Here is a 24,454-nt window from a genome sequence, read left to right on the forward strand (position 1 = left end):
CACTCGTCATCTAAAAGGTCGCCCGATAAGTACGCTGTGGGCGACCTACTTTGCCATAGACAATTTCCGCCATGATGAGTTGGCAACTTGCACAAAACTCCAGGTAACGCCTGGCAGTAGTGCGGCTTAGTTTTAACACCTCCGCCACCGTTTCAGCCGTATGCCGAGCATCGTGGTCGGTAAACAGTAACTGCACTTTCTCAAGCGTCAGTTCATCAATTCCCACCGGTAAAACCTCTTTTTGCTCGCCACGCGCGTAAGCGTTGAACATATCGTCAATCTGCCGCTGACTGGCACTGGCGTTGCTCGCCAGCATCTGCATTCTTTGTTTGTAACGCGTCAGAGTTTGTTCAAGGCGCTCATAGGCGATAGGTTTCACCAGATAATCAAATACGCCACCACGCACAGCATCCGAAACCGTGTCCATATCGCTTGCCGCCGTGGTAAACACCACGCCGCCGGGGTAGCGGTTCTGCACTAGCTCATGCAGCAATGTGATCCCTTTGCCATCGGGTAAATGGTTATCCAGTAAAATGAGATCGGGTTTAAACCGCTCAATCATCATTCTTGTTTGTACCAAATTCCCTGCCAGCCACACCTGCCCACAGCCTGGCATTTGACGAATAAACTCCGCGTGCATTTCTGCCAACGCCGTTTCATCTTCAACAATCAGAATTGTTATTGATTGAGTCATTGCTCTTTTTCACTTTCGGAATAAAAACAGAAAATAAAGAACCACTGGGCTCATTGTCTTCCAGGGTAATTACCCCGCCACAGCGAGTGACATAACTGGCAATCAGATACAATCCAATGCCATGTGCATCCTTGTTCTCGGTTTTGGTGCTGACACCTTGTTCAAAAATAACTTCACGTAACGCCTCTGGCACCCCACAGCCTTGATCGGCGACTTCAATAATGACGTCCGTACCTTCATCACTTAAATAGAGGTCAACAATCTTATGGTTCTGGGCGCTTTTCAGGCTGGCATCGAACGCATTATCTAATAAATTGCCGACAATCGCCGAAAACTCCGCGCTATCCAGCCCATCCGGAAGCGCCAGTAAACGGCTTCCAGGTACGATATTTAATTCCAGGCCCAATTCATGCGCCCGCTGCGACTTGCCAAACAACAGCCCCGCAACATGCCGGTCATTAAACGAGCCACGCAGAGTGTCGATGAGTGCCTGTTGCGCCTGAGATTCTCCCTTTACCATTTCCAGCGCACGGTCATACTCCTTCATTTGCAGCAGCCCGCTGAGTGTCGACATCCAGTTCAGATGCTCGTGGCGCAACGTCCGCAGGCTCTCAACATATTGTTTAATCTGCGTAAGCTGCGCATTCAATGTGCTGATTTCATCTTTACTGCGGAAGCTCACAATCGCACCTGCTGGGGATGCATGCCCGGAATGAATGACGCCTCGATTGGCAATCACACTCAATCCGTTAAATGTACACATCACATCCTGACGCGCTTCGTCGATCTTCTCGGTAAAAAATCCTGCCGGATGCACAACTTCAGCAATCGGTTTCCCCAACCACTGCCTGCCAGGGGAGCGCAAGCCAAGCATTTTACGCGCGTTACGATTAATTGCAGTGATGAGACCCGCGCTATCTACTGCAATCAATCCTTCATATACCGATCCGAACAACGCCTCTTGTTGACGAACCACACGCGCAATTTGGCGAGGTTCCATGCCCAGCATCTGCCTGCGAATATGGGAAGCAAAAAGCCAGGACAGCAGCATCAGAATAATCAGGATAACCACGAACACGCCAGCCAGCGGCAGCAGGAAATCCAGGCGCCAGCTTTCAATTCGGCTCACCAAATAACCTAGCGATACCACGCCAATCACCTTCCCGCTCTCGTCAAAAACCGGGGTTTTTGCCCGCATAGCCATACCAATGGAGCCTTCTCCGGTAATAAAGTAGCTTTCCCCTCTTTCCAGAGCGCCGGGTTTTGTCCATTGCATGGGATAGCCAATTTTTGCCGGATTCGGGTGATAAAGGCGGATGGAATGGCTATCGCCGATCACCACATAATCAAAATCCGAACCGGTAGAGATTTTACCCACGATCGCGGCCAGACGCTGGCTGTCTCTATTCTTAACCGCAATGATCAGGCTGTCATTTGACGCGATAATCCGCGCCTGGTTCATGGCCATATCACGAACGTGATTAAACAGATAATCTTCAAAACTGGCGGATAAATACTTACCTAAAGCGGCAATCAATAAAGTCGACACCAGCAGAAGCAGCAAGAAAATTCTTAATGGAAAGGCAATCTGATGAAAAAAACGCATTACGCTAACCCTTTCCTTTCCATGCATCCCTCGATTCTTATTTAAGCCTCGAAATCAATACCGTGGATTTAGCCAAATGTAATAAATTTGTATCTAAAACAGGGCGGAAAAATAAAATTAATCGTCACAGATTTAGAACATTAAATCAATTAAACAAATAAAAACCACGTCACAAATCGCAAAGAAACTAATTAAACAAATAAAAACCATTAAGTCTATTTAAGTCACGTAACCCTTTGTGAAATAGCTCAAAACCTTCTCAACAAATACCCCTTACGATCTCCCTTGCTGTACTAAAAAAATCGAAAAGCTCAATTGAAAATAAAACGTTATAAGTTGCAACAAATAACCACAATTGTTTTCAGCAAGCCTTCCCAGTATCAGGAAACCGGAATTCATGTTTGGTAATACCGTATTAGCCCAGGTTAAACGTGCCGATAATATAAAAATGGCAGCTATTACACGCTTTCTGCGTGAAAACGATCTGAGCATCGATACGACAGTGGACGTGTTTATTACCGTCACCCAAAATGATCGGCTTATCGCTTGCGGAGGGATTGCAGGGAATATCATTAAATGTGTGGCTGTCGATGAAACCGTACGCGGTGAAGGTATCGCTCTCACCCTTGCCACAGAATTAATTAACCTCGCCTATGAGCGGCAATGCCCTCACCTGTTCATTTACACCAAAACACAAAACGAAGCGCTCTTTAAGCAGTGCGGTTTTTATACCATCACCAGCGTGCCCGGCATGATGGTTTTGATGGAAAATAGCGCGACACGCCTGCAACGCTACGCCAGCTATCTCACCACATTGCGCCAGGCTGGCGATAAAATTGGCTGCATCGTGATGAACGCCAATCCATTTACTCACGGGCATCGCTATTTAATCCAAAAAGCAGCGGAGCAATGTGATTGGTTGCATGTTTTTCTGGTGAAAGAAGACACCTCACGTTTCCCTTATGAAGACCGCCTCGCACTGGTTCGTACCGGCACCGCCGATATTAAAAGACTCACCGTTCATCGCGGCTCTGAGTACATCATTTCGCGTGCGACATTTCCTTGTTATTTCATCAAAGAACAAGGCGTGCTCAACCACTGCCACACCGAAATAGACCTGAAGATTTTCCGCCAGTTTCTGGCTCCCGCTTTAGGGATAACACACCGCTTTGTCGGTACAGAACCCTGGTGCGCCGTCACCGCCGCATACAACGAAGATATGCGCCATTGGCTACAAACTCCCTCACTGCCTGTTCCCCCCATTGAGCTGGTTGAAATTGAGCGCCTGCAATATCACGGCATGGCGATTTCCGCCTCCTGGGTACGCAAGCTGCTGGTGAAAAAAGACTTTTCGTCGATCGACAAACTTGTTCCCGAAGTGACGCGCGACTACCTGGAAAGCATGTTCGTCGCTCGCCCTGCCCACTCCGTTAACGGGAAACTTGAATCCACATTAACAGGTGAAAAATGAAAATTACGCATGCAGCCGTCGCCGGCACCCTGGAATCAGGCGATGTGATGATCCGCATCGCCCCACTAGAGAATCAGGAAATAGACCTGCAAATAAGCAGCAACGTTGAAAAACAGTTTGGCGACGCCATTCGCGCCACCGTGCTGGAAATCCTCCATCGCCATCATATTCAGGGAGTTCAGTTGATTCTGGATGACAAAGGTGCGCTGGACTGTATTCTCCGCGCCCGCCTGGAAACCCTGTTGGTGCGCGCAAGTGATGTAAACAGCCTGCCATGGGAGGAAAAAGCATGACTCCTGAACAAAAAAACCGCACCCGCCGCAGCATGCTCTTTGTTCCGGGCGCCAACGCTGCAATGGTGAGCAACGCCTTTATTTATCAGGCCGATGCTCTGATGTTCGACCTTGAAGACTCGGTCATCCTGCGGGAAAAAGATGCGGCGCGTCGCCTGGTTTACCACGCACTTCAACATCCGCTTTATCAGGACGTGGAAACCATCGTGCGCGTGAATCCGCTCGACTCTGAATATGGCGTAGCCGATTTGGAAGCGGTTGTACGCGGTGGTGCAAATATCGTACGCCTGCCAAAAACTGATACGGCACAAGACGTTATCGACATTGAAAGCGAAATCGTGCGAATTGAAGCCGAATGTGGCCGTGAACGGGGTAGTACCGGATTACTGGCGGCAATCGAATCACCAATGGGTATTACTCAAGCGGTTGCCATTGCGCATTCATCATCACGCTTAATCGGTATCGCGTTGGGCGCGGAAGACTACGTCCGTAACTTGCGCACAGAGCGTTCTCCTGAAGGCACTGAGCTGCTATTCGCCCGTTGTTCCATCCTGCAAGCTGCGCGTTCCGCAGGCATTCAGGCCTTCGACACCGTCTATTCCGACGCCAATAACGAAGCCGGTTTCCTGCACGAAACGGCGCACATAAAACAGCTTGGCTTTGATGGCAAATCGCTTATCAACCCCCGCCAGATTGAGTTGCTGCACAACCTCTACGCCCCGACTCAAAAAGAAGTCGACCATGCAAACGCGGTTGTCGAAGCCGCCGAGGCGTCTGCACGAGAAGGTCGCGGCGTGGTTTCTCTGAACGGAAAAATGGTCGACAGCCCGGTTATCGAACGTGCTCGTCTGGTGTTGTCTCGCGCCGCACTTTCCGGCATTCGTGAAGAATAAGGCTAAAAAATGACTCAGAAACAGCAACGCATTGCCGCCTGGGCCCTACGCAGTGAAAGCGAACTGCCCGCTTATAAAAACACCTCAAAACTGAATTTACAGACGCAAAAGCCGCGTAATAAAAAATTATGTACTTCGCTTGAGGAAGCGATTCGTCGCTCTGGCTTGCACGACGGCATGACCATCTCTTTCCACCATGCCTTTCGTGGGGGCGATCTGACGCTCAATACTGTCATGGCAACCCTCGCCAGTATGGGTTTCAAAAATCTGACGCTGGCGTCAAGTTCACTGAGCGACTGCCACGCCCCGTTGGTCGAACACATTCGCAATAACGTCGTATCGCACATTTACACCTCCGGTTTGCGCGGCCCGCTGGCCGAAGAAATCTCGCGCGGTTTGTTGCCAGAACCGGTGCAAATCCACTCACATGGCGGACGCGTTCATCTGGTTAACAGTGGTGAGCTAAAAATTGACGTTGCCTTCCTTGGTGTGCCGTCTTGTGACGAATTTGGCAATGCCAATGGCTACACGGGCAAAGCCTGCTGTGGCTCGCTGGGTTATGCCAAGGTCGATGCCGAAAACGCCAGCCAGGTGGTATTGCTGACTGAAGCATTGCTGCCCTATCCACATAATCCGGCCAGCATTATGCAAGATCAGGTCGATTTCATTGTGCAAGTTGAGCAGGTTGGCGATGCCGATAAAATCGGAGCCGATGCCACGCGCATGACATCAAATCCCCGCGAGTTATTAATCGCCCGCAGTGCCGCCGACGTCGTGGTTAACTCGGGTTATTTCAAACAAGGTTTCTCCCTGCAAACCGGCACCGGCGGTGCCTCACTTGCGGTGACGCGTTTTCTGGAAGACAAAATGCGCAGCCGCAATATTCAGGCAGGTTTTGCCCTCGGCGGTATCACCGCAACGATTGTCGATTTGCATGAAAAAGGGCTCATCAAAAAACTCCTCGATGTGCAGAGCTTTGACCGCTGCGCGGCGCAGTCGCTGGCTCGCAATCCCAATCACATTGAAATCAGTGCCAACCAGTACGCCAACTGGGGTTCAAAAGGTGCTTCCGTCGACCGTCTTGACGTAGTGGTACTGAGCGCGCTGGAAGTCGACACGCAATTCAACGTCAACGTGCTCACCGGTTCTGACGGCGTGTTGCGCGGAGCATCTGGCGGCCATTGCGATACCGCCGTCGCCGCAGAGCTTTCAATCATCGTTGCACCACTGGTTCGCGGCCGTATTCCTACGTTGGTTGACGAAGTGACGACCTGCGTTACGCCGGGCTCAAGCGTGGATATTTTGGTTACCGATCATGGTATTGCCGTCAATCCTGCACGCCCTGAATTGGCTGAACGGCTCAAAGAGGCGGGAATGAAAATCGTCTCCATCGAATGGTTGCGTGAACGTGCGGAAATATTAACCGGCCAGCCCCGCGCCATCGAGTTTACCGATCGCGTGGTTGCAGTGGTGCGTTACCGCGATGGGTCAGTGATTGATGTCGTTCGTCAGGTGAAGGAGTGAATCATGCCGATGTATATCTCCAGCGCCACTCACGCCGTCGTCAATTTGCCGGAGTTGCTGGCCTCCCGTGAAGCCAGGCAAACCCGGCAGCAGGAATGGCTCACTCAGCATGGCGCTACGCTTATCTCCCTGACGGTGGTGGCACCTGGCCCGGTAAAAGACAGCGTTCTGACCCGGCGCATTTTTAATTACGCGCTAAGGGCAATACGGCAACTTGCAGAAGACTCTGGCTGGGAAATCAAGAGACAGAGCTGCTTATCACCTGCAACGGGGCCGGAAGCGTTACTGGCCATCAACGCACCGGCGAATCTGGTCAAGCAGGCTGCCATTGAACTTGAGCAACGGCATGTGCTGGGCCGCCTGTGGGATATCGATGTCCTCACGCCACAAGGGAAGATCCTGTCGCGCAGTGATTTTTCGCTTCCCGCACGCCGCTGCTTAGTGTGCACGCAAACCGCTGCGGTATGCGCAAGGGAACGCGCGCACCCACAGGCGGAATTGCTCAATCGAATGGAGGCATTACTGCATGATGCAGATAGCTCAGCCTCACGTTGATTGCGCCGGGGTTCCGGAAGAAATCGTCGCTCATTACAGCGAACTCGCCTTCCGCGCGTTATTGGTGGAGGTGAATTTAACGCCAAAGCCCGGCCTGGTCGACAGGCATAACTGCGGTGCCCATAAAGATATGGCGCTGGAAGATTTTTATCGCAGTGCCAATGCCATTCGCCTGTTTTTGCCGCGCTTTATTCAAATGGGTGCGGCGATGGCATCACGCCCTGAATGCGAAACCCTTAAAAATTTACGTCCCATCGGCATCGAATGCGAAGCCGCTATGTTCCGCGCAACGGCTGGCGTAAACACGCACAAAGGCAGCATTTTTTCACTCGGATTACTGTGTGCCGCAATAGGGCGTTTACATCAGCAACAGCGTTCCACAACGCCTGCGGCGATTTGTGAAACCGTTGCGGCCTTTTGCCATGGGATAACCCGACGAGAGCTTCAGCAAAACAACCTTCAAGAGACTGCCGGACAACGGCTTTTCCGACAATCCGGGCTAACCGGGGCGCGCGGGGAAGCCGAAGCGGGTTATCCGTTGGTGTTAACTCGTGCGCTGCCGCATTACCACTCGAAACTGGCTCAGGGAACCACTCCTGAACTGGCCTTGCTCGACACGCTACTGGTGTTGATGGCGCACAACGGCGATACCAACGTTGCTTCACGCGGAGGCATCGCTGGCCTGAGCTGGCTGCAACAGTGTGCCCACATGCTGCTACGCAACGGCGGTATCCAGCAGCCTGAAGACCTGGGTCATTTGTACGATTTCGACGCCGCCTGCATAACGCGCAATTTAAGTCCTGGAGGCAGCGCCGACCTGCTGATCATTACCTGGTTTTTATCCCAAATCTCGCCCTACACACCTTAATTATCAATCATAAAAATGTCTTACTGGAGAATCAGTTATGTCTGTTTCAAAAGATAAAATATGGAAATTGCTGGCCCCGTTGCTGGTGATGGCAGTGATGCTGCTCATCCCAGTCCCTGACGGCATGCCACCGCAGGCATGGCACTATTTTGCGGTATTTGTCGCGATGATCGTCGGGATGATCCTCGAGCCCATTCCAGCCACCGCCATCAGTTTTATCGCGGTGACCATCTGCGTTATCGGCAGCGATTATCTGCTGTTCGACGCAAAAGAGTTAGCCGACCCGGCTTTCGACTCAGGAAAACAAGCCCTGAAATGGGGGCTTGCGGGCTTCTCCAGCACCACCGTCTGGCTAGTGTTCGGCGCGTTTATCTTTGCGCTGGGATATGAAGTCACCGGGCTTGGCCGCCGTATCGCGTTATTCATGGTGAAATTCATGGGTAAACGTACGCTGACGCTGGGTTACGCGATTGTCATCATTGATATTCTGCTCGCTCCGTTTACGCCGTCAAATACCGCACGTACCGGCGGCACCGTGTTCCCGGTTATCAAAAACCTGCCGCCGCTGTTCCAGTCTTTCCCTAACGACCCCTCGTCCAAGCGTATCGGCGGTTACCTGATGTGGATGATGGTGATAAGTACCAGCCTCAGCTCGTCGATGTTTATCACCGGTGCCGCGCCCAACGTATTGGGGCTGGAGTTTGTCAACAAAATTGCTGGCATTCAGATTAGCTGGATGCAATGGTTCCTGAGCTTCCTGCCGGTCGGGATTATTTTGCTTATCGTCGCTCCGTGGCTCTCTTATGTCCTCTACAAACCAGAGGTCACGCACAGTGAAGAAGTTTCAGGCTGGGCGAAAGACGCGCTGCAAGAGATGGGCAGCCTCACGCGCAAAGAGATAACGCTGATTTGCCTGGTACTGCTGAGCCTTGGGCTGTGGGTGTTTGGCGGTGAAATGATTGATGCGACTGCGGTTGGTCTGCTGGCGGTTTCCCTGATGCTGGCGCTGCACGTCGTGCCCTGGAAAGACATCACCAAATACAACAGCGCATGGAACACATTAGTTAATCTCGCCACTCTGGTTGTAATGGCAAGCGGTCTTACCCGCTCTGGTTTTATCGACTGGTTTGCCAATACCATGAGCTCCCACCTGGAAGGTTTTTCGCCTAACACCACGGTTATCGTGCTGGTATTGGTGTTCTACTTCGCGCACTACCTGTTTGCCAGCCTGTCCGCGCACACCGCCACCATGCTTCCCGTTATCCTGGCCGTGGGGAAAGGTATTCCGGGCGTGCCCATGGAACACCTGTGCATTCTGCTGGTTCTTTCCATCGGAATCATGGGCTGCCTGACACCTTACGCAACGGGTCCAGGGGTCATTATTTATGGCTGTGGCTACGTAAAATCGAAAGACTACTGGCGCCTGGGCGCAATTTTCGGCGTGATTTTTATCACCATGCTGCTGTGCGTTGGCTGGCCGATTCTGGCGCTGTGGAGTTGATTGATAGAAATGCTGAATACAAGCGCCTCGCGAGGCGCTTTTTTTATGTTTAAATAAGGAATCATCATCTAACAAAATGAGTAAGGCATGAAATTTATCTGCCAAACCACGCTACTTACCCTCGCGTGTGCCGCCAGTTTCCACTCCATGGCTGAAGATTTGCAACCTAAACAATATGGCGATTTCGATCGTTATGTATTGGCGCTTTCATGGCAAACCGGCTTTTGCCAGAGCATGCATGAGCGCAATCGAGACGAACCTGCTGAATGCAAAACCCAGCAGGAACAAAATGATAAACGCGCATTTTTGACAGTGCATGGGCTGTGGCCGGGGTTGCCAAAATCCGTCGCATCACGCGGCGTGGATGAAAAACGCTGGATGCGTTACGGCTGCTCAACTCGCCCAGTGCCAAACATGGCGGAAGTTCGCGGTTCACAAAAGTGCCAGGCGCCAGCACCTGAATTATCCCCCGACATCGCCAGTAAACTCGCCGGCGTCATGCCTGGAGCAGGCGGGAAATCGTGTCTGGAGCGTTATGAATTTGCCAAGCATGGTGCCTGTTTCGGCTTTAACCCCAATGCGTATTTCGGCACCATGGTGCGCCTGAATAGTGAATTCAAGCAAAGCGCTTTCGGAACCTTCCTCGCAGAAAACTACGGCAACGTCGTGACGCGAAAAGCGTTCAATAAGGCGCTGGAAAAAAGCTGGGGTACCGAGGCGGTGAAGGCAGTAAAACTGACCTGTAACGGCAATCCGGCCTATCTGACAGAGATGCAAATCTCGCTTGATGCCGGGAAAATTAACGGCCCACTGAACGAAAGCGCATTTGCGGCACAAAAAAATCCTGGCAACTGCGCGAAGCAATTCCGCCTGGATGCTGTCGGGTATTAATTAGAGATTTTTCGTGGGCGGCCAGGCAAGCCGCCTTCTGCCAAAATCACATCCTATTCATGAAGTATGACTAGCCTGCCACTCCTCAACCATCTCGTCTGTTACCTCTTTTTTATAGCAAATCGGCGCATAACCGCCTTCTTTACTCCATGCGCTGCGGCCGCCGCATTGCCGACCATTACGCATACTGTTATAGGGGCATGGGCAATTTCCGGGATATGACTCAATAGAAGCGTCAATAATTTGCTGTTTGATTTCGTCTTTGCTTGAGCTGGCATTGGCTGGGTTTACGGCGCTGAAAAGGGCGGCGACGGCAAAAAGCAGCGAAGGGATAGCTTTGAATTTCATGTAAGCACTTCCTTGCGAGTTGTATTAAGTATGTTTTCGGACAAAACCTTACTCCCGACACCCCTTCACTTATCCATTCAAGCTCACAAATCAATAACTTAACAATAAATTTAGCACTGCTAATATTTTAACTATTCAAATCCCATTACTCCTTTGTCATATGTTTTCACGATAAGCAGACCTCAATCACACTTTGCCATTCATGAATTATTTATCCAGTTATTGCATTATTTGTCTGGTAAACAAGTTGAATTTTTAACCGCCATAATCGCAACACGAAAATCATTCTGGAGAAAAACCATGGCGAAGAAAAAACTGATTGCACTGTGCGCATGCCCGATGGGACTGGCACACACCTTTATGGCGGCTCAGGCACTGGAAGATGCTGCAACCGAGGCAGGCTATGAAGTAAAAATTGAAACTCAAGGCGCTGACGGCATCCAGAATCGCCTGACCGCACAAGACATTGCGCAGGCTGACATCATCATCCATGCCATCGCAATCACCCCTGAAGATAACGAACGTTTTGAAACCCGTGACGTATACGAAATTACGCTACAGGACGCGATTAAAAACGCAGCAGGAACGTTGCGTGATATCGAAGAGATGATTGCAGCAGAACAACAATAATAATCAAATCAATGGGGTTATGAGATGGCAATTAAAAAACGGAGTGCGACAATCGCCTCCACACCACAAGGTGATACCCTGGCACTAAATCCTGCTCCCGCCAATCGTTCGAGTTTTTGGGGGAGTTACCGCAACATGTCATGTCCGGCATTTCACGTATGGTGCCGACACTGATTATGGGTGGGGTTATCCTCGCCATCTCACAACTTATCGCCTACGTTTGGCTCGAAATCCCGCCCGACACCGGCATCATGGACGCACTCAATAGCGGAAAATTTAGCGGTTTTGATCTTTCTGTACTCAAATTTGCCTATCTCACCGAGTCGTTTGGCGGGCTGCTATTTAGCTTCGCGATCCCAATGTTTGCGGCATTTGTCGCTAATTCCATCGGCGGCAAACTGGCCTTCCCGGCGGGCTTTATCGGCGGACTCGTATCCACCCAGCCGACACTGCTACTCAGTTTCGATAACGCCACTCTACAGTGGGTAGCGTCTAAGCCGGTTCCCTCAACATTTATCGGCGCTCTGATTATCGCCATTGCCGCCGGTTATCTGGTGAAATGGCTGAATACCAAAATCAATCTGCCGCAATACTTACTGGCATTTAAAAGCACCTTCTTGATTCCTATCCTCTCCGCGTTATTTGTGATGCTAGCGATGTACTACGTGATCACGCCAATTGGTGGTTGGATCAACGCCGGTATGCGTCACGTGTTGCTGGCAGCGGGAAGTGCGGGTTCATTGATGTATGCCATTGGTTTATCCGCCGCAACCGCCATCGATCTCGGTGGGCCAATCAACAAAGCCGCCGGTTTTGTGGCACTCGGTTTTACCACCGATCACGTGCTGCCGATTACCTCCCGTGCCGTGGCAATCGTGGTACCGCCAATTGGACTCGGACTTGCCACACTGATTGATCAGCGCCTCACCGGCAAACGCCTGTTTAGCCCGCAGCTCTATCCGCAAGGTAAAACGGCCATGTTCCTGGCATTTATGGGTATCAGCGAAGGGGCGATTCCGTTCTTGCTGGAAAACCCACTGGCGACGCTGCCCGCCTACATGGTAGGTGCCATTGCCGGTTCCACCACCGCGGTCGCGCTGGGCGCCGTGCAATGGTTCCCTGAATCTGCCATTTGGGCATGGCCACTGGTGACCAATCTGGGCGGTTATATCGCAGGTATCGCAGTGGGCGCGATTATCACCGCATTGTTGGTGGTGTTGATTCGCAACAGCATGTACCGCCGTGGGAAGTTGGCGATCGATTCTTTGTAAGGCATACGAATCATGACGTTACTTGCAACACTTAAAAGCTGGCTTCAGGAACAAAAACTGGACGCGGTGCTGATCTCCTCGCGGCAGAATAAGCAGCCTCATTTGGGTATTTCAACCGCATCCGGATATGTGCTGGTGACCCGCCAGCACGCCCATATTCTCATTGATTCTCGCTACTACGCGGATATAGCCGAACGGGTTCAAGGTTATCAACTGCATTTGCTGGATGCAACGCACAGCATCAACACCATTATCAATCGCCTCATCAAAGAAGAAGGGTTGAGACATATCGGTTTTGAAGGTTGCCAGGTCAGTTGGCAAACAGGAACTCAGTGGCGAGAAACGCTGAACTCCGAACTGCATAGCATTACGCTTGACGGTTTGCGCCAGATTAAAACCGCCGATGAAATTCAGACAATAAAAGCTGCCTGCCAGATAGCCGACCAGGCCTGCGAACATATTCGTCGCTTCATTGAACCCGGCATGCGCGAAAGAGAAGTTGCGGCAGAGCTCGAATGGATGATGAAGCAACTCGGTGCAGAAAAGGCATCGTTCGATACTATCGTTGCCAGTGGCGCGCGCGGTGCGCTTCCACACGGTAAAGCATCTGAAAAAATAATAGAAAGCGGTGAATTCGTCACACTTGATTTTGGTGCTCAATACCAGGGCTACTGTTCAGATATGACGCGCACTTTTTTAGTCGCCGGAAAATACCTTCAACCCGAGAAACATCCACTGTTTGATATTTACCAGACCGTGCTGGAATCCCAGCTAGCAGCGATTGACGCCATTCGTCCGGGCATTCCTTGCCAGGTTGTCGATAACGCCGCACGAAGTGTCATTAATGCTTCCGGGTACGGTCACCATTTTGGCCACAATACCGGTCATGCCATCGGCATTGAAGTCCATGAAAACCCTCGTTTCTCGCCATCCGATACCACACTCCTTAAACCAGGTATGTTGCTCACCGTTGAGCCCGGTATTTATCTTCCAGGTGAAGGCGGTGTGCGCATTGAAGATGTGATTCTGGTGACCGAAACAGGTTGTGAAGTGCTGTATACCATGCCAAAAACGCTGCTGTTTACTGGAGTCGCCTGATGGATTTGTCACTCTTAAAAGCGTTAAGCGAAGCGGATGCCATCGCCTCCTCAGAGCAGGAAGTGCGCGATATCTTGCTACAACAGGCGCGCCACTTCGATAAAGAAGTGCAGTTTGATGGGCTTGGCTCGACGTTGATTCGTCTTAATCAAGCTGCGGGCCCGAAAATCATGATCTGCGCGCATATGGACGAAGTCGGTTTTATGGTGCGCAGTATCAGCCGTGAAGGCGCCATCGACGTCATCCCCATCGGTAATGTCAGAATGACCGCTCGAACATTGCAACCGGTGCGCATCACGACTCGTTCAGGAAACAAAATCGCCGGTTTGCTGGACGGCGATAATAACCGGGGTGAAATCAGCAATCTGCGCGTTGATATCGGTGCAATAAGCGCAGAGGAAGTCGAGCTGGCAGGAATTAACCCCGGCGACACCGTCACATTTAATACGCCATTTAGCCAACAACCCAACGGGCGCGTTATGGGTAAGGCTTTCGACGACCGTCTGGGCTGCTGGCATTTGCTGGAATTACTGCGCGATTTGCACAGTGCAGAACTGGAAGCAGAAGTCTGGTTGGTTGCGACCTCCAGCGAAGAAGTGGGTTTACGCGGTGGGCAAACAGCTACGCGCTTGCTCAACCCCGATGTTGCACTGGTGCTGGACACCGCCTGTTGGGCGAAGAACTTTGATTATGGCCCTTCCAACCACCGCCAGATTGGCAAAGGTCCGATGCTGGTGATGTACGACAAAACGTTGATCCCTTCTCCACGGCTGACTCAACTCATTGAACATGTGGCGCGTGAAAATTCGATTCCGTTACAACGTGATATGTTCAGTAATGGCGGTACCGACGGCGGCAGTGTCCACCTTTCCGGTTGTGGTATTCCCACTGTGGTACTTGGGCCCCCCACCCGCCACGGCCACTGTGCAGCCTCCATTGCCGATGAAAAAGACTTAATGCACACCCATCAACTTCTGGTGGCGCTGATTCATCAGTTAAGCCGCCAAACCGTAGATCGCCTGAAGGATTTCTCGCGTTGATGTTCTGCGAACTGGAGTAGTTTATGCTCAAAATTGATTTTATCTGCCCGTTGCCAAACGGCCTGCACGCACGCCCAGCCTGGGAATTAAAAGAGCAGTGCGCTCCCTTTGCCAGCGAGATGACTTTTATTAATCACCGTTTGAATCAGCAAGCTGACGCGAAAAGCTCGTTGGCACTGATCAGTACGGGCACACTGTTTAACGACCCTTGCAGCCTGGAAATTAAAGGCATTGATGAAGAGAAAGCCTGGCGAATCCTCGAGCCTTATATTCAGCAGCGTTTTGCCGATAGCGACAGCGAAATTCAGGCTGAAATCCCAGACCATAGCCGCCCTCTTCCTCGTTCGTTACTGCGCCTCAACCCTACGTTGATTTACGGCAATGGCATCGCTCCGGGTGTTGGAGAAGGACAGTTATTAATTTTCCGTTCTACCAGCCTTGAAGCCTATCGCAACCAACCCGCTAGCGTGCAGGACAACACGTTACTTGAGCACAGTCTGGCTACACTCGCCGAGCAACTTAATCAGCAACTCCTGGTGCTGGACGGTCAGAGTAAACCGATTATTAACGCCCATTTGTCGCTCATTCAGGATAATGAGTTTGGCGGGAACATTCGCCGCCAAATGGCGCAGCATCGCATGAGTCTGGGCGCGGCAGTGCTCGAGAATATGCATACGGTGTGTCAAAAACTTTCGCAATCAGCCAGTGAATACCTGCGTGAACGCGTTTCAGATATTCAGGATATTACGGTTCGTCTGCTGCAAATTGCCTATCCACACGTCACAGTGAGCAAAGGGATCACGCTGGTTGAACCGACCATTCTGGTTGCCGATGACATCACCCCCAGCCAATTTTTAAGCCTCGATAAAGCGTTTTTGCAAGGCATGGTACTGGCGAAAACGGGACGCACCTCGCACACATTAATCCTCGCGCGTGCCGCAGGTGTTCCCGTGTTGAGCGGCATAGAGACCGCGCAAGTACAGTATCTGGCGGCCGAATTCGTGATCATCGATGCTAATGGTGGCGTGTTAGTCACACAGCCCGATGACGCCGTGCGCGGGTATTATAAAGTCGCGCGCAATTTGGCCGAACGGCAACATCAGCTCCAGCTTGAAGCCGCGGGTTTAAAAGCACTAACCGCAGACGGCGTCGCGATCGAACTGTCCGCCAATATTGGCAGCGCACTGGAAGCCCCCGCGGCCTTTGCCAATGGCGCAGAAGGTGTCGGCCTGTTTCGCACCGAAATGCTCTTTATGGACCGCGACAGCGCCCCCGATGAGCAGGAACAATTCGAAGCCTATCAACAGGTTTTGTTAGATGCAGGCGACAGACCCGTGATTTTCCGCACCATGGATATCGGCGGTGATAAAAAAATCAGTTATCTGAATATTGGCGAAGAAGAAAACCCATTCCTTGGCTACCGCGCCGTGCGAATTTACCCTGAATTTACCGATTTGTTCACCCACCAGCTACGCGCTATTTTACGTGCCGCCGCCTGGGGAAAGGCACGCCTGATGATCCCGATGGTTCATACGCTGGATGAAATCTTGTGGGTAAAACAACAGCTGAAAAACGCGATTGCCGCGTTAAAAGAAGAAGGCTTACGTCACGCATCGTCGATTGAACTAGGGATTATGATTGAAGTGCCTTCGGTCTGTTTTATCATCGACCATTTCTGCGATGAGGTGGATTTCTTCAGTATCGGCTCCAACGATATGACCCAATATCTGTATGCCGTAGACCGCAATAACCCGCGAGTTGCACACCTTTACAACCCAATCACACCCTCATTTTTGCGGATGCTACGCCAGATAATCGAGGTGGCACACAAGCGCAACCGCTGGGTCGGGATTTGCGGGGAGTTAGGAGGAGAAACTCGCTATCTACCGCTGTTACTTGGCCTGGGGATCGACGAATTCAGTATGAGCAGCACGCGCATTCCTGCAGCAAAAGCGCTGCTGCGCCAACTGGATTCAGCCGCCTGCCGCAAACTGGCAGCCCAAATTTGCGAATGCCGTTCTGGCGAACAAATTGAACAGCAGTTGGATGCATTTGCATTACCGCAACACCATAAACCCCTGCTGGCGCTGGAAAATATCATTATTCCTGCCGCCTTCACGCGCAAAGAACAGGTGATTCAATATTTGTGTGGCAACCTGGCGATTCAGGGACGCACCCACAATCCACAGGAATTGGAAGAAGATATCTGGGCGCGCGAAGAAATTGTTACCACCGCCGTCGGTTTCGGCGTCGCCATCCCGCATACCAAATCCCAGCATATTCAGCACTCCAGCATCAGCATTGCGCGATTACCACAACCTATTGACTGGGAATCAGAGATGGGCGAAGTCGAGTTAGTGATTATGCTCACGCTCGGCGCAAACGAAGGGATGAATCACGTGAAAGTCTTTTCGCAACTGGCGCGAAAACTGGTGAATAAAACGTTCCGTCAGGCGTTATTTGCCGCGAACAGTGCGGAAGAAATGTTGGCATTACTGGAAAACGAGCTGCAATTTTAGAGAAATCGATCGCGGTACTCACCCGGCGTGACGCCAAATTCCCGTTTAAACAGGCGACTAAAATAGTCGCCATCCGGATAACCACAGCGTCGCGCCACTTCATCGATAGTCAGATGATATTTCTGCAAAATCATTTTTGCTTTCCCCATCCGCACCCAACGTAAATAGTCAACAAACCCCATATTTCCCTGCTGCTGAAATAGCCGTGAAACATGATTTGGGGTGATGTTAAACAAGGTCGCGGTGTTTTCGCGCGTGACATCGCGGGCATAATTATCCTGAATCCAGGTGCACATACTCTGGTAAAGAAACGGCCCGCGCGCCAATTTTTCAACGGTCGGTTCAGTCAGAATTTTACGACAACATTGTAATAAACTCAGGCACAGCGGCTGGATAATCGCCTGATCGTCAGGGTTTGCACCAAGGCTTGTTAATGCCTGAAGCAAATGCACCAGTTCACCGCGATTGTGATGAGGGATTTCGCATTTACGCACCCGCTGAAACCCCTGCTGCCCGGCACGTTTATCATGAAACGTCAGGCTTAAATACGCCGGCGCAAACACAATGCCCAGTAGCAGCACATCTTTGTGCCATGCCGGTTGATTAACGCCGTTGGCCGGAATAAACAACATATCCCCTTGTGCCAACGCCTTTTGATCCGCTTCCAGAACATTACCGTATTCACCGCGCAACACGACTTCCAGGCGAGGAAATTTAACGCTGTAGCTGCCCGCAGGCGCACTCACTTGCGTTCGTGCAAACCAGCAACGCTTCAACTGACCAGGGTTAAGCACCACGCCACTGAGGAGTTCAGCAAAAAAACGCTGTTCGACAGGGTGAATCTTTGCGGACATGACGGGGAAATCCATTAACAAATGAAGCTCAAGCCTACCCGAGCATTTTGTGCAGTTAAACCACCATAAATACGGAAGTCAAAAAACAATCAGTTCACTATTAGTTCCGTATTTCTGGTCATATGCTTTGCATATCTAATGCGGAGGTAATGATGAATACGACAAAAAGCTTTTTAAAACAGTTGAAAACTCAGTTTGAACGCGAAGGCCAGGCGCACAAATTATTAGGTTTGATTTGGCTTTCACCGCAACAGCGCTACGAAATCTTAAAAGAGATTATGTTACCGGTGGCCGGAAATTGAAGACGTTAAAAGGCGGGTGATACGACGCTCACCCGCCAGGACGTTATCCTTTCAAGAACTCCAGTAAATCCGCATTTACCCGGTCTTTCTCGGTGGTACAAATGCCGTGCGATCCACCTTGATACACTTTGAATATCGAGTCCGGCAATGTCGCCGCCGTGACTTTCCCGCAGGTTTCAAACGGTACAATCTGATCATCATCGCCATGAATAACCAGCGTTGGGATGGTCATTTTCTTCAGGTCTTCGCGCAAGTCAGTTTCAGAAAACGCTTTAATACAATCGTATAACGCTTTGATCCCTCCCTGCATGCCCTGCTCGACAAAACTTTCCCTTACGCCTTCCGAGATTGTCGCCCCCGGACGGTTATAGCCATAAAATGCCAGGGTTAGCTCTTTGAAAAAGTCAGCCCGATTGGCACGCACACCTTCACGAATCCCATCAAACACATCAATGGGAACACCGTCAGGATTGAAATCAGTTTTCACCATGATCGGCGGTACAGCACTGATTAACACGGCTTTTGCCACGCGTTGGGTGCCATGGCGCCCAATGTATCGCGCCACTTCACCACCGCCAGTGGAATGACCCACATGGATAGCCTCTTTCAGATTCAAATGCGCGGTCAACTCCGCCAGATCGTCAGCATATTGATCCATATGATTTCCTTCCCAGGATTGCGATGAGCGACCATGCCCACGCCTGTCGTGAGCAATCACGCGGAATCCTTTCTGGCCCAGGAAAAACATCTGATCTTCAAACGCATCTGCTGTTAGCGGCCAGCCGTGGCTGAAAACGACCGGTTGCCCTTCTCCCCAATCCTTAAAATAAAGAGAACTGCCGTCCTTTAACGTGAGTTTGTCGTAATGGCTCATGATATCTCCTCTTCAGGTGATGACTGCACAAGGCGCATAAGTGATACGTGCATAAACCCAACAGATTTCAAGAGACAGGTAAGCGGTGAACGAGTGTGCCGCTAACGCACCTGCGACTTGAAAGATGAGGGGTATATAGAGGGTAATGCAATTTTTTCATCAGGCAGGTTGATTTGGAGTCATCAATTCGTCAGCGAGTGTTAATGAGGGTTTATTTTGATAGTTTGACCTTGCTCCCAAAACGCCAATAAACAGGGTTCAGGCCATTCCCGAGTGGTCGATGTTACCAGTATCATGTTACCGGTATCAGAAATGTAGTGAATAATGCAAATGCTTTATTCACCTATAAATTCGGCGTAGAGGAAAAACAAATGACCGAAATAACAGCACATCTTGGCGCAGGGACCCTTCTAGGGATTGCAGCCTGTGCAGTTGTACTCCTACTTATCCTTATCATGCGCTTCAAAGTGCATGCTTTTTTGGCTTTAACCCTTGTGAGTGTCGTCGTCGCCCTGGTGACAGGCGTGCCGTTCGATAAAATTGTCCCAACTATTTTGGGCGGTTTTGGTAGCACACTGGCGGGCGTTGCGCTGCTGGTGGGTCTTGGCGCAATGATTGGCCGCTTGCTTGAAATTTCTGGCGGGGCAAAAGTACTTGCCGACACGCTAATCGGAACGTTTGGCTCGCATCGTGCTCCACTGGCGCTCGGTGTGGCATCGTTGCTGTTCGGCTTCCCAATCTTCTTTGATGCGGGCCTGGTCGTCATGCTGCCGATTATCTTCAGTGTGGCAAAACAATTCGGCGGTTCTACGCTGAAGTACGCATTGCCTGCTGCGGGTGCATTTGCAGTCATGCACGCCCTGCTGCCACCGCATCCAGGTCCGGTTGCTGCCAGTGAATTGCTGGGTGCAAATATCGGTCTGCTGGTGATTGTTGGCCTGATTATCGCGATTCCGACCTGGTATCTCGGCGCGTATCTGTTTGGCCTGTACGCCGGTAAAAAATTCGACGTTAAATTGCCTTCTTCTTTCCTGGGAAGCATGGAAGTCGATGCAAACCATAAGCCACCAGCATTTGGCACCGTATTAGCGATTCTGCTGCTGCCACTGGTACTGATTTTCCTCGATACTGGCCTGAATACAGCGACCGTGCTCGGTTGGGTCAGCGGCGATAATACCGTGATTCAGTTACTGCGGATGTTGGGCAAAACCCCTATCGCACTGCTGATTACCGTCTTCTTCGCGCTTGCCGTCTTTAGTGGTAGCCACAGCCGCCAGCATCTGGAAAAAGTGTGTGATGGCGCACTTGGCCCAATCTGCGGCATCATTTTGGTGACTGGCGCGGGTGGTATGTTTGGTGGCGTTCTGCGTGCAAGTGGCATTGGTGATGCTCTGGCGGGTGTGTTATCCGATACCGGTATGCCAGTCATTGTTGCCGCGTTCGTTATCTCTACCGCACTGCGTGTCGCGCAAGGTTCTGCAACGGTCGCTCTGACTACCACTGCCGCGTTGATTTCTCCAATGGTTGCCGTGACACCGGGTTTGAGCCAGTTTGACCTGTGCTTCATCGTGGTGGCCATTGCAGGTGGTGCGACCGTTCTGTCTCACGTGAACGACTCTGGCTTCTGGTTGGTTGGTCGTTTCCTCGAAATGGACGAGAAAACCACCCTGAAAACCTGGACCGTCATGGAAACATTGATCGGGTCTATCGCCTTCCTGTTCGCGCTGGTAGGTAGCATAATCCTGTAAACTGTGCTGTTATTAAAATGTGACTGAAGTCGCTTTAAAGTAAGCGTTAAGCTCAGTATCATCAACACAGACCAAACCCTCGCTCATTGAGTGAGGGTTTTCTTTTGTAAGGTCCGTCATCAGACACAAGAGTGCCTGTTTTTTTTACATGGAGAGAATTATGTCCAGACCAGCCATTATCATTAATGAACTTGATGCCGAGCGTATCGACCGACTGCTGGAGCAACCACAATTTGCCAACCAGCCAGTCGCTCAGGCACTGAATATAGAACTGGACAGAGCAGAAATGCGTAAGCCTGAAGATATGCCGGCAGACGTCGTGACCATGAACAGCCGCGTGAAATTCCGCGATCTGGCCTCAAAAGAGGAGCATGTTCGCACGCTGGTTTACCCGGTAAACTTGACCGATAGCGACAACCAACTTTCTGTGATGGCACCCGTTGGTGCGGCACTGCTGGGTTTGCGTGTCGGTGCAACAATCAACTGGACGTTACCGAACGGTAACCAGACGCATCTGGAAGTGCTGGAACTGCAATACCAGCCGGAAGCTGCGGGCGAATACCACCGTTAATGATTGCCCCCTTCATCGCGAAGGGGGACGTTATGCTGATTCCCGCAACACCAACTCTCCAGAAATAATAATCTTCTGTGACGGCAAAGCCGGCGTTTTTATCTTATTCACAATCAGCGTTGCAGCTTGTCGCCCGGCTTCTTCGCTGGATGCTGAAACATAGGTAAACCGGGGGGACGTGAGATTAATGTGCATCATATCTTCGAACCCAATCAGTGAAACTTGTTGGGTCAAAAACACATCTTTACCGACGGTTCGGCCAACCTGCTGAATCCCATTCAGGCAGCCAATAATGGCTGATGGCGAATGGCAAAGCATGGCAGTAATTTTGCTATTTTTTTCCAGTAATTGCCGGGTTAAACGGGCCGCAGCCTCGGTGTTATTTTCGCAAACGGGCGCCCACTCTTCGCGAAACGGCAGATCGTATTGCGCGAGTGCATTGCGATAACCGAGTAAACGTTCTTCGCGAATCAGGTTGGTCGCCGTGCCGCCCAAATAGGCGATATTTCGATGGCCACGGTCAATCAGATAACGCGTTGCCTGGTGTCCCGCCTGGCGATTATCACGCCCAATCACATCCCGCCCACTGGTTACTGTCGATTCAGCAATGATAACGGTCGGCAGTGGACATTCGGCAATCAGGGCCGGTATGGAAGCTAATCGGTGATTGGCATCAAGATAAATAACCCCCGCCACGCCTTGCTGGCTGAACGAAGTTAAACATTGTTGTAACTGCTCGACATCGTTTTGCGGGTGCCCAAGAAAAACCATATAACCTTGTTTTTCCAGATAATTAACCACACTTGCCATGACGTTGACGCAAAAGGAATCATTGAAATCCCTGATAATCAGGCCAATGAGATTTGAAGTGCTGGAACGCAGATTAGCCGCTGCCACATTATGAACATAGCCAAGCTGTTTAATTGCAGCATTGACCTTGTCGATGGTCGCATCAGAGATCTTTCCTTTTTGACGCAGCACCAGTGAAACAGTGGAGACAGAAACACCTGCCAGTTGCGCCACATCAATAATATTGACCTTTTTCATCCCGTTCCTGTCACCGATAATCCATAAAATTCAGCCCCCTGCAACATACAGCTCTTTGCCTGGCTCCGCTATAGCATTCGAGTTGCAGAAAGGCGGCAAGAGAACTTAGCCCCAGGAGCTTACTTGAGTAAGTGACTGGGGTAAGTGAACGCTGCCAACGCATCTGCAGCTTGAATGATGACGCGGAGAGTTACTTTCCAATCATCGTCGACATCGTCTGAGCGATAAACTGTGCTCTGGCACCGAAAATCACCTGAATACCTGAATCGCCGACAAACACCACGCCGCGTGCACCGAGGCTGTTAAGCCCATCTTTATCAACCTGATCGCTCTTCTCCACTTCCAGGCGCAAACGCGTAATACATGAACCGACAGAGTTGATGTTCTCAGCGCCGCCCAGCAAACCAATGATATCGCCAGCCAGTTCGGTGTCTGTTTTGTCATTCGCATTCGCGGAAACGTCTGCACGGCCCGGGGTTTTTACATCAAAACGGCGAATCACATAGCGGAAAGTGAAGTAGTAAATCAGCGCCATTGGCACACCGACGATAACTGCCGACAGGAAGTTGGTCTGGTAACCGTTGAACGAAGGCAAAATCCCAAATGAAATGTAGTCAATCATCCCCGCTGAAAACGACTTGGCGATATGTGCATGCAGTAAATACATACACATATAAGACAGACCAGCCATAATCGCGTTAAAGACATACAGGATTGGTGCGACGAAAATAAAGGTAAATTCAACCGGTTCAGTAATGCCCGTCAGGAAACAGGTCAGTGCCGCAGAGAACAGAATACCGGAGGCAATTTTCTTATTTTTGGTGTTCGCTTCGTGATACATCGCCAGACACGCCGCAGGCAATGCAAACAGCATCAGCGGGAATTCACCTTGCATGAATTTACCGGCGTTGTGGTAACTGTCACTGCTGAATGATTTCACGCCCTCTTCGAGCATTTTGAACCAGATGGTTTGGTCGCCGTGAATCACCTGCCCGGCATTCGTAGTGTATTCACCAAATGAATACCAGAACGAGGGATACCAGATATGGTGCAAGCCAAGCGGTATCAGCGCGCGTTCCACCAATCCGAAGATAAAGGTTGAAAGCGCCTGGTTATCACCGTTCACAATCACCGACAGCGAATCAATACCGGACTGAATGTAAGACCAGATCCACGGTAACACCATGCCCAGCAGGAAAGATAAGAATGCCGTGGCGATAGCAACAAAACGCTTACCAGAGAAGAAACCGAGGAATTCAGGCAACTGCATGGTGTGGAATTTGTTATAGCACCAGGCCGCGAGAATACCGGAAATCAGGCCGCCAAATACGCCCATCTGCAAGGTCGGAATGCCCACCACCATGGCAAACTTTCCGCCTGACGCCGCCATTTCTGGCGTGATATGCATCACCGTGCCAATCGTCATATTAATAATAAACACCGATACCGCCGCCGACAGCGCAGCAATACCCGATTCTGCCGCAAGCCCTACCGCCGAACCGATAGCGAACAGCATTGGCAGGTTGTCGAAAATCACCCCGCCCGCGTTCATCATCAGTGGTAAATGGAATTTATCGCCAAAGGCCAGTAACAGACCCGCAGCAGGAAGTAGCGAGATCGGCAGCATTAAAGCACGCCCTATCATCGACAACTTAGATAACGATTTCGTAACGCTCGAAAGCAAACTCATAGACAATCCCCTGGTGTTGACGCCGCCATCGCGTTTTATTGATTTACGCGTTTTTATGCTAGGTAGAACGTTCTAGTATAACGTTCTACCTATACTGACGAAACGAATTTTTCCCGGCAACAAAAATCTGAGTTGTAGCCATACTGTTATCGAATATTTGAAGTCG

Annotated in this window: 22 protein-coding genes and 1 pseudogene; 16 read left to right on the forward strand and 7 right to left on the reverse strand. The window is 50.8% G+C overall.

All coding sequences use genetic code 11. The annotated features are described in order from the left end of the window. Positions 1–10 precede the first annotated feature (10 nt). Positions 11–694, reverse strand: coding sequence for a two-component response regulator DpiA (dpiA, locus tag RHD99_RS17850; protein ID WP_309875638.1), 684 nt, complete (start codon positions 692–694; stop codon positions 11–13). Beyond that, a complete protein-coding gene (gene dpiB / locus RHD99_RS17855; protein ID WP_309875640.1) occupies positions 663–2,327 on the reverse strand; it encodes a sensor histidine kinase DpiB in 1,665 nt (554 codons plus the stop codon). The genes dpiA and dpiB overlap by 32 nt, the downstream gene beginning before the upstream one ends. A 370-nt stretch (positions 2,328–2,697) precedes the next feature. Between dpiB and citC the strand changes: the two genes are divergently transcribed. The 8 genes from citC to rna all read left to right on the forward strand — a co-directional run bounded on the left by citC (position 2,698) and on the right by rna (position 10,296). After that, the gene (citC, locus tag RHD99_RS17860; protein WP_309875643.1) at positions 2,698–3,771 is read left to right on the forward strand and encodes a [citrate (pro-3S)-lyase] ligase; all 1,074 of its coding nucleotides are present in this window, start codon (positions 2,698–2,700) and stop codon (positions 3,769–3,771) included. Further along, complete coding sequence (gene citD, locus RHD99_RS17865) at positions 3,768–4,064, forward strand: citrate lyase acyl carrier protein (protein ID WP_309875645.1); 297 nt, start codon at positions 3,768–3,770, stop codon at positions 4,062–4,064. The genes citC and citD overlap by 4 nt, the downstream gene beginning before the upstream one ends. Beyond that, entirely contained in the window at positions 4,061–4,957 is an 897-nt protein-coding gene (locus tag RHD99_RS17870; RefSeq protein ID WP_183271156.1) for an aldolase/citrate lyase family protein, read from the forward strand. Before citD ends, RHD99_RS17870 begins: the two co-directional genes overlap by 4 nt. A 9-nt stretch (positions 4,958–4,966) precedes the next feature. Beyond that, positions 4,967–6,481 (forward strand): citrate lyase subunit alpha, encoded by a 1,515-nt coding sequence (gene citF, locus RHD99_RS17875; RefSeq protein WP_309875647.1) that lies wholly within the window; start codon positions 4,967–4,969, stop codon positions 6,479–6,481. A gap of 3 nt (positions 6,482–6,484) precedes the next feature. Continuing rightward, positions 6,485–7,036 (forward strand): citrate lyase holo-[acyl-carrier protein] synthase, encoded by a 552-nt coding sequence (gene citX, locus RHD99_RS17880; RefSeq protein ID WP_309875648.1) that lies wholly within the window; start codon positions 6,485–6,487, stop codon positions 7,034–7,036. Next, positions 7,008–7,904: a triphosphoribosyl-dephospho-CoA synthase CitG gene (gene citG / locus RHD99_RS17885; protein ID WP_374708441.1), complete on the forward strand. Its 897-nt coding sequence runs from the start codon at positions 7,008–7,010 to the stop codon at positions 7,902–7,904. The genes citX and citG overlap by 29 nt, the downstream gene beginning before the upstream one ends. A 37-nt stretch (positions 7,905–7,941) precedes the next feature. Then, positions 7,942–9,405, forward strand: a complete 1,464-nt coding sequence (locus RHD99_RS17890; RefSeq protein ID WP_183271159.1) for an anion permease — start codon at positions 7,942–7,944, stop codon at positions 9,403–9,405. An 87-nt stretch (positions 9,406–9,492) separates the two neighbouring features. Further along, on the forward strand, positions 9,493–10,296 hold the full coding sequence (gene rna / locus RHD99_RS17895) for a ribonuclease I (RefSeq protein WP_309875649.1): 804 nt from the start codon (positions 9,493–9,495) through the stop codon (positions 10,294–10,296). A gap of 57 nt (positions 10,297–10,353) precedes the next feature. On the opposite strand, the gene RHD99_RS17900 is transcribed toward rna, so the two are convergent. Beyond that, on the reverse strand, positions 10,354–10,644 hold the full coding sequence (locus RHD99_RS17900) for a hypothetical protein (RefSeq protein ID WP_309875650.1): 291 nt from the start codon (positions 10,642–10,644) through the stop codon (positions 10,354–10,356). A 300-nt stretch (positions 10,645–10,944) separates the two neighbouring features. Between RHD99_RS17900 and RHD99_RS17905 the strand changes: the two genes are divergently transcribed. The 5 genes and pseudogenes from RHD99_RS17905 (at position 10,945) to ptsP (ending at position 17,202) form a co-directional block, all read left to right on the forward strand. Continuing rightward, entirely contained in the window at positions 10,945–11,274 is a 330-nt protein-coding gene (locus RHD99_RS17905) for a PTS fructose transporter subunit IIB (RefSeq protein ID WP_309875651.1), read from the forward strand. A gap of 24 nt (positions 11,275–11,298) precedes the next feature. Further along, positions 11,299–12,545, forward strand: a pseudogene (locus RHD99_RS17910) (PTS fructose transporter subunit IIC). 12 nt (positions 12,546–12,557) lie between these two features. Continuing rightward, positions 12,558–13,643 carry an aminopeptidase gene (gene ypdF / locus RHD99_RS17915; RefSeq protein WP_309875652.1) on the forward strand — a complete coding sequence of 362 codons (1,086 nt, stop codon included), beginning with the start codon at positions 12,558–12,560 and terminating at the stop codon, positions 13,641–13,643. Continuing rightward, on the forward strand, positions 13,643–14,683 hold the full coding sequence (ypdE, locus tag RHD99_RS17920; protein WP_309875653.1) for an aminopeptidase: 1,041 nt from the start codon (positions 13,643–13,645) through the stop codon (positions 14,681–14,683). Before ypdF ends, ypdE begins: the two co-directional genes overlap by 1 nt. A gap of 23 nt (positions 14,684–14,706) precedes the next feature. Then, on the forward strand, positions 14,707–17,202 hold the full coding sequence (ptsP, locus tag RHD99_RS17925; RefSeq protein WP_309875654.1) for a phosphoenolpyruvate--protein phosphotransferase: 2,496 nt from the start codon (positions 14,707–14,709) through the stop codon (positions 17,200–17,202). Here ptsP and RHD99_RS17930 read toward each other — a convergent pair. Then, the gene (locus tag RHD99_RS17930; RefSeq protein ID WP_309875655.1) at positions 17,199–18,056 is read right to left on the reverse strand and encodes a helix-turn-helix transcriptional regulator; all 858 of its coding nucleotides are present in this window, start codon (positions 18,054–18,056) and stop codon (positions 17,199–17,201) included. The two genes, ptsP and RHD99_RS17930, sit on opposite strands and share 4 nt — an antisense overlap. A 152-nt stretch (positions 18,057–18,208) precedes the next feature. Here RHD99_RS17930 and RHD99_RS17935 point away from each other — a divergent pair, with 152 nt between their 5' ends. Then, complete coding sequence (locus tag RHD99_RS17935) at positions 18,209–18,358, forward strand: hypothetical protein (protein ID WP_183271161.1); 150 nt, start codon at positions 18,209–18,211, stop codon at positions 18,356–18,358. Between the two features lie 43 nt (positions 18,359–18,401). Here the strand turns inward: RHD99_RS17935 and RHD99_RS17940 are convergent, their stop codons facing one another. Continuing rightward, entirely contained in the window at positions 18,402–19,232 is an 831-nt protein-coding gene (locus RHD99_RS17940) for an alpha/beta fold hydrolase (protein WP_309875656.1), read from the reverse strand. A gap of 371 nt (positions 19,233–19,603) precedes the next feature. Here RHD99_RS17940 and RHD99_RS17945 point away from each other — a divergent pair, with 371 nt between their 5' ends. After that, a complete protein-coding gene (locus tag RHD99_RS17945) occupies positions 19,604–20,980 on the forward strand; it encodes a GntP family permease (RefSeq protein WP_309875657.1) in 1,377 nt (458 codons plus the stop codon). A gap of 160 nt (positions 20,981–21,140) precedes the next feature. Continuing rightward, positions 21,141–21,551 (forward strand): nucleoside diphosphate kinase regulator, encoded by a 411-nt coding sequence (gene rnk, locus RHD99_RS17950; RefSeq protein ID WP_309875658.1) that lies wholly within the window; start codon positions 21,141–21,143, stop codon positions 21,549–21,551. Positions 21,552–21,581: 30 nt separating this feature from the next. Here the strand turns inward: rnk and malI are convergent, their stop codons facing one another. Continuing rightward, complete coding sequence (gene malI / locus RHD99_RS17955) at positions 21,582–22,598, reverse strand: Mal regulon transcriptional regulator MalI (protein ID WP_309875660.1); 1,017 nt, start codon at positions 22,596–22,598, stop codon at positions 21,582–21,584. A gap of 190 nt (positions 22,599–22,788) precedes the next feature. Next, complete coding sequence (locus RHD99_RS17960) at positions 22,789–24,288, reverse strand: PTS transporter subunit EIIC (protein WP_309875661.1); 1,500 nt, start codon at positions 24,286–24,288, stop codon at positions 22,789–22,791. Between the last annotated feature and the right edge of the window lie 166 nt (positions 24,289–24,454).

The sequence above is a fragment of the Buttiauxella selenatireducens genome (genome assembly GCF_031432975.1).
GTDB lineage: Bacteria > Pseudomonadota > Gammaproteobacteria > Enterobacterales > Enterobacteriaceae > Buttiauxella > Buttiauxella selenatireducens.

Bases quoted from the DNA above. Each gene is read 5' to 3' on its own strand.
- citC (WP_309875643.1), top strand. From the start codon at position 2,698: ATGTTTGGTAATACCGTATTAGCCCAGGTTAAACGTGCCGATAATATA.
- rna (WP_309875649.1), top strand. From the start codon at position 9,493: ATGAAATTTATCTGCCAAACCACGCTACTTACCCTCGCGTGTGCCGCC.
- RHD99_RS17935 (WP_183271161.1), top strand. From the start codon at position 18,209: ATGAATACGACAAAAAGCTTTTTAAAACAGTTGAAAACTCAGTTTGAA.
- rnk (WP_309875658.1), top strand. From the start codon at position 21,141: ATGTCCAGACCAGCCATTATCATTAATGAACTTGATGCCGAGCGTATC.
- RHD99_RS17945 (WP_309875657.1), top strand. From the start codon at position 19,604: ATGACCGAAATAACAGCACATCTTGGCGCAGGGACCCTTCTAGGGATT.
- RHD99_RS17960 (WP_309875661.1), bottom strand. From the start codon at position 24,288: ATGAGTTTGCTTTCGAGCGTTACGAAATCGTTATCTAAGTTGTCGATG.
- RHD99_RS17900 (WP_309875650.1), bottom strand. From the start codon at position 10,644: ATGAAATTCAAAGCTATCCCTTCGCTGCTTTTTGCCGTCGCCGCCCTT.
- citD (WP_309875645.1), top strand. From the start codon at position 3,768: ATGAAAATTACGCATGCAGCCGTCGCCGGCACCCTGGAATCAGGCGAT.
- RHD99_RS17905 (WP_309875651.1), top strand. From the start codon at position 10,945: ATGGCGAAGAAAAAACTGATTGCACTGTGCGCATGCCCGATGGGACTG.
- dpiB (WP_309875640.1), bottom strand. From the start codon at position 2,327: ATGCATGGAAAGGAAAGGGTTAGCGTAATGCGTTTTTTTCATCAGATT.
- ptsP (WP_309875654.1), top strand. From the start codon at position 14,707: ATGCTCAAAATTGATTTTATCTGCCCGTTGCCAAACGGCCTGCACGCA.
- RHD99_RS17940 (WP_309875656.1), bottom strand. From the start codon at position 19,232: ATGAGCCATTACGACAAACTCACGTTAAAGGACGGCAGTTCTCTTTAT.
- RHD99_RS17870 (WP_183271156.1), top strand. From the start codon at position 4,061: ATGACTCCTGAACAAAAAAACCGCACCCGCCGCAGCATGCTCTTTGTT.
- citG (WP_374708441.1), top strand. From the start codon at position 7,008: ATGATGCAGATAGCTCAGCCTCACGTTGATTGCGCCGGGGTTCCGGAA.
- citX (WP_309875648.1), top strand. From the start codon at position 6,485: ATGCCGATGTATATCTCCAGCGCCACTCACGCCGTCGTCAATTTGCCG.
- RHD99_RS17930 (WP_309875655.1), bottom strand. From the start codon at position 18,056: ATGTCCGCAAAGATTCACCCTGTCGAACAGCGTTTTTTTGCTGAACTC.
- ypdF (WP_309875652.1), top strand. From the start codon at position 12,558: ATGACGTTACTTGCAACACTTAAAAGCTGGCTTCAGGAACAAAAACTG.
- ypdE (WP_309875653.1), top strand. From the start codon at position 13,643: ATGGATTTGTCACTCTTAAAAGCGTTAAGCGAAGCGGATGCCATCGCC.
- dpiA (WP_309875638.1), bottom strand. From the start codon at position 694: ATGACTCAATCAATAACAATTCTGATTGTTGAAGATGAAACGGCGTTG.
- malI (WP_309875660.1), bottom strand. From the start codon at position 22,598: ATGAAAAAGGTCAATATTATTGATGTGGCGCAACTGGCAGGTGTTTCT.
- RHD99_RS17890 (WP_183271159.1), top strand. From the start codon at position 7,942: ATGTCTGTTTCAAAAGATAAAATATGGAAATTGCTGGCCCCGTTGCTG.
- citF (WP_309875647.1), top strand. From the start codon at position 4,967: ATGACTCAGAAACAGCAACGCATTGCCGCCTGGGCCCTACGCAGTGAA.